Origin of the sequence: Massilia frigida (assembly GCF_011682175.1) — a bacterium.
In the GTDB taxonomy this organism is placed as follows: Bacteria; Pseudomonadota; Gammaproteobacteria; order Burkholderiales; family Burkholderiaceae_D; genus Telluria_A; species Telluria_A frigida.
Map to the genome: position 1 here is coordinate 1 of NZ_WHJG01000159.1, position 661 is coordinate 661.

Below are 661 nucleotides of genomic sequence, written 5' to 3' on the forward strand. Positions count from 1 at the left end.
TCTCTGCCGCGCGCTGCCGCCGCGAATAATCGGCGCGCTCTTCGTCGGTCATAACCTCGGTATCGACCTTGACTGGCACGGTATTGCGGTTCTCACCAACGAAAAAACCGAATGCACCGGTGACCACCGTTCTACCTGAGCGTAGCGTGGTCTCGCGTAAGATGTACCAGGCTTTCTTGCCCTTACCAAATCGATGGTATTTCGCATCGAGGATGGGATGTCCAACCGGGAGGCCCGGCATGTCATGGTCGATCATCTGGGCGACTACTTGTGAAACGTCGCTCATTGCTGCACATCTCCAGGCACGACCGTCAAACTGGTTTGATGCTGCACGCGGATCGTGCCCTGCAGCGATGGAATCGACAGATAGTCGAAAGCGCCCTCGCGCATCGGCATTGCGCGCACGACATGGCGTGAAGACAGGGGCCGCGCTGGCGCGGCATAGCGCGCGCCGACCAGCACCGGCGGTGCGATAGGCGGAGCATCGCAATCGACGCTAATATGCTCCCGACCTTCATCGGTCAGGAGATAGAGGTCGTCGCGCGTGGACACCTGCTTCCGAAGCATCAGCTTGGTGACGATCTCCGCGTAGAAAGTCTTGATTTCTCCAGACCAGCCGGTGGCGTTCATCCATGCGTTGATGTTGGCCTGGCCGCCGATG

At 59.3% G+C, this 661-nt stretch carries 1 protein-coding gene and 1 pseudogene; both read right to left on the bottom strand.

Annotated features, from left to right (window positions below):
• Positions 1–286, bottom strand: a pseudogene (locus F2P44_RS34480) (VapE domain-containing protein); the annotation flags it as partial.
• On the bottom strand, positions 283–661 hold a 379-nt coding region (locus F2P44_RS34485; RefSeq protein ID WP_167094599.1), incomplete at its 5' end, for a hypothetical protein. The gene F2P44_RS34485 and the pseudogene F2P44_RS34480, both read right to left, overlap by 4 nt.